This window comes from Acinetobacter sp. YH12254, assembly GCF_013417415.1.
Classification (GTDB): domain Bacteria; phylum Pseudomonadota; class Gammaproteobacteria; order Pseudomonadales; family Moraxellaceae; genus Acinetobacter; species Acinetobacter pseudolwoffii.
In genome coordinates this window covers 1-8,973 of the sequence record NZ_VPEB01000030.1, presented here as the reverse complement: position 1 = coordinate 8,973, position 8,973 = coordinate 1, and the positions used below count along the sequence as shown (strand labels likewise).

7 protein-coding genes and 2 pseudogenes are annotated in these 8,973 nt (G+C 57.3%); 7 read left to right on the top strand and 2 right to left on the bottom strand.

Annotated elements, in window-relative coordinates; genetic code table 11:
- Nucleotides 1-31: 31 nt before the first annotated feature.
- Nucleotides 32-2,917: a Tn3 family transposase gene (locus tag FTV29_RS14510; protein WP_001138082.1), complete on the bottom strand. Its 2,886-nt coding sequence runs from the start codon at nt 2,915-2,917 to the stop codon at nt 32-34.
- Between the two features lie 125 nt (nt 2,918-3,042).
- On the opposite strand from FTV29_RS14510, the pseudogene FTV29_RS14505 reads away from it, so the two are divergent.
- The 7 genes and pseudogenes from FTV29_RS14505 to FTV29_RS14475 all read left to right on the top strand — a co-directional run.
- Nucleotides 3,043-3,135 (top strand): annotated as a pseudogene (locus FTV29_RS14505) (recombinase family protein); the annotation flags it as partial.
- Nucleotides 3,136-3,241: 106 nt separating this feature from the next.
- Nucleotides 3,242-4,300: an IS21 family transposase gene (gene istA, locus FTV29_RS14500; protein WP_373683612.1), complete on the top strand. Its 1,059-nt coding sequence runs from the start codon at nt 3,242-3,244 to the stop codon at nt 4,298-4,300.
- Nucleotides 4,297-5,082, top strand: a complete 786-nt coding sequence (istB, locus tag FTV29_RS14495; RefSeq protein ID WP_180075654.1) for an IS21-like element helper ATPase IstB — start codon at nt 4,297-4,299, stop codon at nt 5,080-5,082. Before istA ends, istB begins: the two co-directional genes overlap by 4 nt.
- A 44-nt stretch (nt 5,083-5,126) precedes the next feature.
- Nucleotides 5,127-5,696, top strand: coding sequence for a recombinase family protein (locus FTV29_RS14490; RefSeq protein WP_050545069.1), 570 nt, complete (start codon nt 5,127-5,129; stop codon nt 5,694-5,696).
- A gap of 65 nt (nt 5,697-5,761) precedes the next feature.
- On the top strand, nt 5,762-6,565 hold the full coding sequence (gene aph(3'')-Ib, locus FTV29_RS14485) for an aminoglycoside O-phosphotransferase APH(3'')-Ib (protein WP_180075653.1): 804 nt from the start codon (nt 5,762-5,764) through the stop codon (nt 6,563-6,565).
- A complete protein-coding gene (locus tag FTV29_RS14480; protein ID WP_000480968.1) occupies nt 6,565-7,401 on the top strand; it encodes an aminoglycoside O-phosphotransferase APH(6)-Id in 837 nt (278 codons plus the stop codon). The genes aph(3'')-Ib and FTV29_RS14480 overlap by 1 nt, the downstream gene beginning before the upstream one ends.
- A gap of 231 nt (nt 7,402-7,632) precedes the next feature.
- Complete coding sequence (locus FTV29_RS14475; RefSeq protein ID WP_005267240.1) at nt 7,633-8,658, top strand: NAD(P)-dependent alcohol dehydrogenase; 1,026 nt, start codon at nt 7,633-7,635, stop codon at nt 8,656-8,658.
- Nucleotides 8,659-8,669: 11 nt separating this feature from the next.
- On the opposite strand, the pseudogene FTV29_RS14470 reads toward FTV29_RS14475, so the two are convergent.
- Nucleotides 8,670-8,861: pseudogene (locus FTV29_RS14470) on the bottom strand (PLP-dependent aminotransferase family protein); the annotation flags it as partial.
- Nucleotides 8,862-8,973: the final 112 nt, after the last annotated feature.

Sequence of the window (8,973 nt, the reverse complement as noted above, 5' to 3'; positions counted from 1 at the left end):
GGTCGTTTGCGGGAGGGGGCGGAATCCTACGCTAAGGCTTTGGCCAGCGATATTCTCCGGTGAGATTGATGTGTTCCCATCCGAGCGGCGAAACATGGGCCAAGAGATCGGGCGATAGCAGCTTTCCATCGCGTTTCTGGTTTGCAACGACCTCGCCGAGCTTCATGGTGTTCCAGAAGATGATGATGGCGGCGAGCAGATTCATGCCGGCGATGCGGTAATGCTGGCCTTCGGCGGAACGGTCGCGGATTTCACCGCGGCGGTGGAAGCTGATTGCCCGCTTCAGCGCATGATGAGCTTCGCCTTTGTTGAGCCCGATCTGGGCACGCCGTTGGAGTTCGGCATCCAGAATCCAGTCGATCATGAACAGGGTGCGCTCGACGCGACCGACTTCCCGCAGGGCTGTCGCGAGCTCGTTCTGCCGCGGATAGGAGGCGAGTTTCCGCAGAATCTGGCTTGGCGCGACGGTCCCGGCAGCAATGGTGGCGGCGATGCGCAGGATGTCGGGCCAATTGCGCTCGATCATGGCTTGGTTGACCTTTCCGCCGATCAACGCTCGCAGGTGCGCCGGGGCGGCCGACGGATTGAACGCGTAGAGCCGTTTGGATGGCAGGTCGCGGATGCGCGGAGCGAACCGGTAGCCGAGAATGGCACATGCGGCAAAGACGTGATCGGTGAAGCCGCCCGTGTCGGTGAACTGCTCGCGGATATGGCGTCCAGCATCGTTCATCAGCAGGCCATCGAGGATGTAAGGCGCTTCGCTTGCCGTTGCAGGAATCACCTGGGTTGCGAACGGCGCATATTGGTCGGAGACGTGGCTATAGGCTTTCAGGCCCGGGGTATTGCCATATTTCGCGTTGACCAGGTTCATGGCCTCACCTTGCTCTGTAGCGACGAAGAACTGTCCGTCGCTCGAAGCCGACGTGCCCATGCCCCAGAACCGGGCCATGGGTAACGCTGCCTGTGCCTCGACCACCATGGCCAGCGCCCGGTCATAGGCTTCGCCCTCGACATGCCACCGTCCAATGCGGATCAATTCCCAGAAGGTGTGGGTGTTTGTCGCATCCGCCATTTTGCGCAAGCCGAGGTTGATCCCTTCCGCCAAGATAACGTTCATTAGCCCGATCCGGTCAGCGCAGGGTGCTCCTGTGCGCAGATGGGTGAACGCTTCGGTGAAGCCGGTCGCCGCATCCACCTCCAGCAGGAGATCGGTGATGCGCGTGGGCGGGATCTGCTTGTAGAGATCGAGCACCAGATCTTCGGCGCCTGTCGGCGCGGCGGCTTCGAGTTTCTCGATATGCAGAACGCCGTTTTCAATCGACCCGCCCGGGATCGTGCCTGCGCGAGCGGCACGGCCAAGCTCGCGCAACCGCATGTCGAGGCGAGCTTGCCGGTCTGCCAGCCATTCCTCCGGCCGCAATGGCACAGCGAGACGACCGCCTTCCGCGATGGATTGTGCCGGAACGAGTGCGTGTTTCAGATCGCCATAGCGCCGGGACCTAGTAAGCCAGACATCTCCGGAGCGGAACGCATCGCGCAGATGGAACAGCACCGCGATCTCCCATAGGCGAGCGTCGCCAGCCCTCTGGGCCCGAAGGTGGCGATGCCATTTCGAGCTGGGCCGCAAGAAGCTGGTCATCGCGGCATCGTTCAAACCGGTACGAAGGGCCGTCACCGCTTCCAGAAGCGGCAGTGCAACGGGCGCAGCTCGCAGATCGAGCAGGCGCAACATGCGTGGAGCGTATCGGCGGAAGCGGTGATAACCGTCGAGCACATGATTGAGCGGATCGTCGGCCATGGTGGCGGTCAGCCTGGTTGCCATTGCAACAAGGGTTTTTAAGCCGTCCCACCCTGACCCACTCGCGATGACATCGCCCAGCGGCTGGCCATCATCCTGTGCATCGACCAGGGCGCCCCCGATCTCGGCGAAGGATTTCAGGGTGTCACGCACCACCCCCGCTTCGTCTGCGACCTTTGCATGGCAAATACGCTCCGAAGCACGGTAGAGACGGCCGACGATCCGGTCGTGGGTTTCGACCACTGCGTCGGCCAACATCGCCTGCCATTCCGAGACGCAAACAGCCAAGATCGCAAGCCGCCTGTCCTCCGGGAGATCGCGCATGCCGTCGGCATAATACCGTTCACCCTGCCTGCGCAGACGAGTCACCCGATGGGCAGGAACGCCGGCAAGCAGATCCTCGGGGAGATCGATGCGTTGCAGATATTCGAGCCGGTCGAGCAGCCGGTTGGCCGACGAAGAGTTCGAGCCAGGCTCGAACTGGCGCAGCCACACAAAACGGGTCACCCGATCATCAGCCGTCTCCTCGAGCAATGCCAGCAACTGTTCTCGGATCGACATAGGCAGCCGACTGGCGATCCTCGTCTCGATGCGTCGCTCGGCATCGACGAGAGCCGCGGCACAAAGCCGCTCGATCGTGGATGTCGCGGGAAGGACAGTGCGGGTGCGTCGGCACTCGGCTACGAAGCGACGGGCGATATCCTCGTTCGACACCGCCATCTCGGCTTCTCGGAACAACCATTCCTTCAGCTCGCTCGCACCACGTCCGGAGAAGGTGCGGAAGCCGTAGAGCCCCCGTAACTCGGCAAGATGCTCGTGCCGTGTTTCCTCGCGGGCAGCATAGTCTACGAGATCGTCGGCACCCAGGCCAAGCTGCGCTCCGATAAATTCGATGACCTCTGCAGGGATCAGTTCGCCTGGAGCCAGCACCCGGCCGGGATAGCGCAGGACACACAATTGCAGGGCGAAGCCGAACCTGTTGTGAGCGCGCCGACGCAGCCTGATATGCCCAAGGTCTTCATCACTCAGCGTATAGTGCTTGAGCAAATCCGTCTGTGAAGTCGGCAAGCGCAACAGCGCGTCTTTCTGCCGATCGGTTAGAGTGACGCGACGCGGCATACATGTTCCTTTTTCAAAATCTGATAGCGTTCAAGACGCTTTGTTTATGAAGCTGGTTGAGATACATTTCCAGAGGTCAATGCAATCGTGGCCGAAGCGCCGCCTCAAACCAACGTTTGTGATACATGCTGATCGGATATGCCCGCGTCTCCAAAGCCGATGGCTCGCAGTCTCTCGACCTGCAGCACGACGCCTTGCGCGCCGCAGGTGTCGAACGGTGTCAGCAGCGGTTGTAAACTGATACAGGCAGCGATTGAAAACTGATACACCATTTTGAGAAGATGGCCGCTTTGCGGAGCGGCCTTGAAACCCAAAGAGGTGTACGTGGAAATTCAACTCCTGAAGAGGCATGGGTTAAGCCTTCGGCAGATCGCCGCCGAGGTAGGCTGCGCAGTGAACACGGTGCGCCGGCACCTGGCCCTGGAGTCCGTGCCGAAGTACGAACGCAAAGTCAAACGCCAGACGAAGCTGGCGCAATTCGAGCAGTACCTGAGGGATCGGCAGCAAGCCGCTCAGCCTGACGTGATTCCGGCCACCGTGCTGTACCGCGAGATCGCCGCGCGCGGCTACGAGGGCGGGATGAGCCAGTTGAGGGCCTTCGTGCGCACCTTGCGCCCGGCGCCTCCCGCCGACCCGGTGGTGCGTTTCGAGACGGCGATGGGCGAGCAGCTGCAGGTGGACTGGGTCGAATTCCGTAAAGGCAGCGCGCCATTGCACGCGTTCTGCGCGACGCTCGGCTTTAGCCGGGCCAGCTACGTGGAGTTCGTCAGCAACATGAAGGTGGAAACCCTGATCGCCTGCCACGAGCGCGCCTTTGCGGCGTTTGGCGGCGTGACGCGGCGGGTCCTGTACGACAACATGAAGACGGTGGTGCTGGAGCGCGATGCGTACGGTGAGGGCGAGCACCGCTTCCACGCCGGCTTCCTGGACTATGCCAGGCATAGCGGTTTCGTGATCAAGCTGTGCCAGCCGTACCGGGCCAAGACCAAGGGTAAGGTCGAGCGGTTCAACGGCTACCTGCGGCGCTCGTTCTATGTGCCGCTGGCGAGCCGGCTGGCACAAAGCGGCCAGAAGCTCGACGTCGTGACGGCCAACGTGGAAGTAGCCCACTGGCTGCGCGAGGTGGCCAATGCGCGCATCCACGGCACCACCGGCGAGCCGCCAGCCGAAGCATTGAAGCGGGAAGTGGAGCACCTGCAAGCGCTGCCGGCACCGTGGCGGGCGGATATCGCGGCAGCCAGGCCGCAACCGACTACCGCAGCACCTGCGGTGCCGCGGCCGGCGGCAGTGGTGGAGCGGATCGCGCAACCTTCTCCAGTGCAGCATCCGTTGCAGGTGTATGACGCGCTGCTGGTGCGGGTATCGGAAGGAGTGGCGGCATGAACCTGCAGCATGAGCGTATCGCGACGTTGTGCGAGAGCCTGAACCTGCCGTTTATAGCCCAGGGCTACGGCGCCGCAACCCAGAAGGCAGCGAAGCAGGAAATGGCCTACAGCGACTTCCTGGAGGGGCTGCTGAGGGAAGAAGTCGCTGGGCGCAACGTGCGCAAACAAAGCACGATGACCCGGTTGGCAGGATTCCCGGCGGTGAAGACGCTGGATGAGTTTAACTACGACTTCGCCAAAGGCGTCAAACGCAGCCAGATCGAGGAACTGGCCGGCCTGGGATTCGTCGAGCGGCATGAGAACGTGGTGCTGGTCGGCCCCAGCGGCGTGGGCAAGACGCACCTGGCGATGGCACTGGGTTACAAGGCGACGCAAGCCGGCATCAAGACGCGCTTCACGACTGCGGCCGACCTGATGCTGGCGTTGACGACGGCGCATACCCAGAACAATCTGAAGGCGGTGATGCACCGCGCGATCAAGGCATATCGGCTCTTGATCATCGACGAGATAGGTTACTTGCCGATGAACCGGGAACAGGCAAACCTGTTCTTCCAGGTGATCGCAGCCTTGTATGAACGCAGCAGCCTGATCGTGACCAGCAACCTGCCGTTCGGGCAATGGGACACGACCTTCGCGCAGGATACGACGCTGACCGCGGCCCTGCTCGACCGGCTGCTGCACCATGCGCACATCGTGCCGATTGCCGGGGAAAGCTATCGGCTGAAGCACCAGCGACAGGCCGGGATGATGAGGGGGAGCGATGTTGCAGAAATTGGCTGAACACGGACGGTGTTCAGCGACGGCGGTGTATCAGTTTTAAATCGCTGGCACGAAAAAATCTGTATCAGTTTTCAATCGCCGTTGACAAACGGGACAATATCTATGATGATCTTGCTTCCGGCGGTCGTGATGATCGCCCTGGCTTGACTGCCTGCCTCAAGTCATTGCGTGACGGCGATGTGCTGGTGGTCTGGAAGCTCGATCGCCTCGGACGATCGCTTGCCCATCTGGTCAACACGGTGAAGGAGCTGTCAGACCGCAAGATCGGCCTGCGGGTTCTGACTGGAAAGGGCGCTCAGATCGACACCACGACTGCGTCCGGTCGCATGGTGTTCGGAATCTTCGCCACCTTGGCCGAGTTCGAGCGGGATCTGATCCGAGAGCGCACCATGGCGGGTCTCGCCTCCGCGAGAGCGCGCGGTCGCAAGGGCGGACGAAAATTCGCGCTCACCAAAGCTCAGGTGCGTCTCGCGCAAGCCGCCATGGCCCAGCGCGATACTTCAGTTTCCGATCTCTGCAAGGAACTCGGCATCGAGCGCGTCACTCTCTACCGATATGTCGGTCCCAAAGGCGAGCTCAGAGACCATGGAAAGCATGTTCTCGGACTTACGTAGCAACTCGTTTCTTTTCGCAGGTTGAGCCACCTCCGCGCTTCATCAGAAAACTGAAGGAACCTCCATTGAATCGAACTAATATTTTTTTTGGTGAATCGCATTCTGACTGGTTGCCTGTCAGAGGCGGAGAATCTGGTGATTTTGTTTTTCGACGTGGTGACGGGCATGCCTTCGCGAAAATCGCACCTGCTTCCCGCCACGGTGAGCTCGCTGGAGAGCGTGACCGCCTCATTTGGCTCAAAGGTCGAGGTGTGGCTTGCCCCGAGGTGATCAACTGGCAGGAGGAACAGGAGGGTGCATGCTTGGTGATAACGGCAATTCCGGGAGTACCGGCGGCTGATCTGTCTGGAGCGGATTTGCTCAAAGCGTGGCCGTCAATGGGGCAGCAACTTGGCGCTGTTCACAGCCTATCGGTTGATCAATGTCCGTTTGAGCGCAGGCTGTCGCGAATGTTCGGACGCGCCGTTGATGTGGTGTCCCGCAATGCCGTCAATCCCGACTTCTTACCGGACGAGGACAAGAGTACGCCGCAGCTCGATCTTTTGGCTCGTGTCGAACGAGAGCTACCGGTGCGGCTCGACCAAGAGCGCACCGATATGGTTGTTTGCCATGGTGATCCCTGCATGCCGAACTTCATGGTGGACCCTAAAACTCTTCAATGCACGGGTCTGATCGACCTTGGGCGGCTCGGAACAGCAGATCGCTATGCCGATTTGGCACTCATGATTGCTAACGCCGAAGAGAACTGGGCAGCGCCAGATGAAGCAGAGCGCGCCTTCGCTGTCCTATTCAATGTATTGGGGATCGAAGCCCCCGACCGCGAACGCCTTGCCTTCTATCTGCGATTGGACCCTCTGACTTGGGGTTGATGTTCATGCCGCCTGTTTTTCCTGCTCATTGGCACGTTTCGCAACCTGTTCTCATTGCGGACACCTTTTCCAGCCTCGTTTGGAAAGTTTCATTGCCAGACGGGACTCCTGCAATCGTCAAGGGATTGAAACCTATAGAAGACATTGCTGATGAACTGCGCGGGGCCGACTATCTGGTATGGCGCAATGGGAGGGGAGCAGTCCGGTTGCTCGGTCGTGAGAACAATCTGATGTTGCTCGAATATGCCGGGGAGCGAATGCTCTCTCACATCGTTGCCGAGCACGGCGACTACCAGGCGACCGAAATTGCAGCGGAACTAATGGCGAAGCTGTATGCCGCATCTGAGGAACCCCTGCCTTCTGCCCTTCTCCCGATCCGGGATCGCTTTGCAGCTTTGTTTCAGCGGGCGCGCGATGATCAAAACGCAGGTTGTCAAACTGACTACGTCCACGCGGCGATTATAGCCGATCAAATGATGAGCAATGCCTCGGAACTGCGTGGGCTACATGGCGATCTGCATCATGAAAACATCATGTTCTCCAGTCGCGGCTGGCTGGTGATAGATCCCGTCGGTCTGGTCGGTGAAGTGGGCTTTGGCGCCGCCAATATGTTCTACGATCCGGCTGACAGAGACGACCTTTGTCTCGATCCTAGACGCATTGCACAGATGGCGGACGCATTCTCTCGTGCGCTGGACGTCGATCCGCGTCGCCTGCTCGACCAGGCGTACGCTTATGGGTGCCTTTCCGCAGCTTGGAACGCGGATGGAGAAGAGGAGCAACGCGATCTAGCTATCGCGGCCGCGATCAAGCAGGTGCGACAGACGTCATACTAGATATCAAGCGACTTCTCCTATCCCCTGGGAACACATCAATCTTACCGGAGAATATCGTTGGCCAAAGCCTTAGCGTAGGATTTCGCCCTCTCCCGCAAACGACCCCTAAATGGACATAACATGAGGTAGTTTTTTTAGTCGAAATCTAAATTGTGTTATGTCCTTTTTATTTCAAGAGTTTAGAAAGTTGAGATTCGCGTAGTATTCATAAATTAATAAGGACTAAAGACAATGAGTGACAATTTAATTCGTGCTTTTGCGGCAATGAATGCCGGTGAAGCATTGGTTCCCTATCAATTTGATGCAGGCGAACTACAAGCCCATCAAGTTGAAGTCAAAGTTGAGTACTGTGGTTTATGTCATTCAGATGTTTCAATTATCCAAAATGACTGGAAATCCTCAGTCTATCCTGCAATCCCAGGCCACGAAATTATCGGAACGATTACACAACTTGGGAGCGAAGCCAAAGGCCTAAAACTGGGTCAACGTGTTGGCATTGGCTGGACAGCTGAAAGCTGTCAACACTGTGAATCATGTATATCAGGGCAGCAAGTACAATGTACGGGTGGGAAAACGGCGACCATCGTGGGACACGCAGGCGGTTTTGCAGATAAAGTCCGTGCAGGTTGGCAATGGGTTATTCCCCTCCCTGATGATTTAGATGCTGTGAGTGCAGGCCCGCTCCTATGCGGTGGCATTACCGTATTTGATCCAATTTTACAGCACCAAATTCAAGCCATTCATCACGTTGCAGTAATTGGTATTGGCGGCTTAGGTCATATGGCAATTAAGTTATTGAAAGCATGGGGCTGTGAAATTACCGCATTTACCTCAAGTCTTGATAAAACTGACGAACTCAAAGCCATGGGTGCAGACCATGTGCTCAGTAGTCGTGACACGGCTGCACTTAAGGCACATCGTGGCACGTTTGATTTAATTTTAAGTACAGTAAATGTCACTTTAGACTGGCAAGCCTATCTATCTACACTCGCACCAAATGGCAGTGTGCATATGCTCGGACTTGCACTAGAGCCAATGCAGATTCCTGCGGGCATGTTAATTAGCGGTGCTAAATCAGTCACCGGTTCTTCAACTGGATCGCCTGCCGCACTGCGTCAACTTCTGAAATTTGCCGCACGTCAAAATATTGCGCCACAGATTGAACTGTTCCCAATGTCACAAGTGAATGAAGCCATTGAACGTTTACATTCAGGTCAAGTGCGTTATCGCGTTGTGCTTAAAGCTGATTTTGATTAACGCTATTCAAATCAACTTTTTAAAGCCTTTTTAACCCAATTGGCCAATAACTGGATCGCCTGTTGTATCTGTTCAGACAGTTCATGTCCTGCATTCAGGCGAATACAGTTACGGTAACGATCTGCACCACCAAACAACAGTCCCGGCACAATGTTAATACCGTGCTGCTGGGCAAAACAATACAGATCCCAACTGTCAATCTGCGCAGCTTTATAAAGATATATTAATACGCGAATCTCAACTTTCTAAACTCTTGAAATAAAAAGGACATAACACAATTTAGATTTCGACTAAAAAAACTACCTCATGTTATGT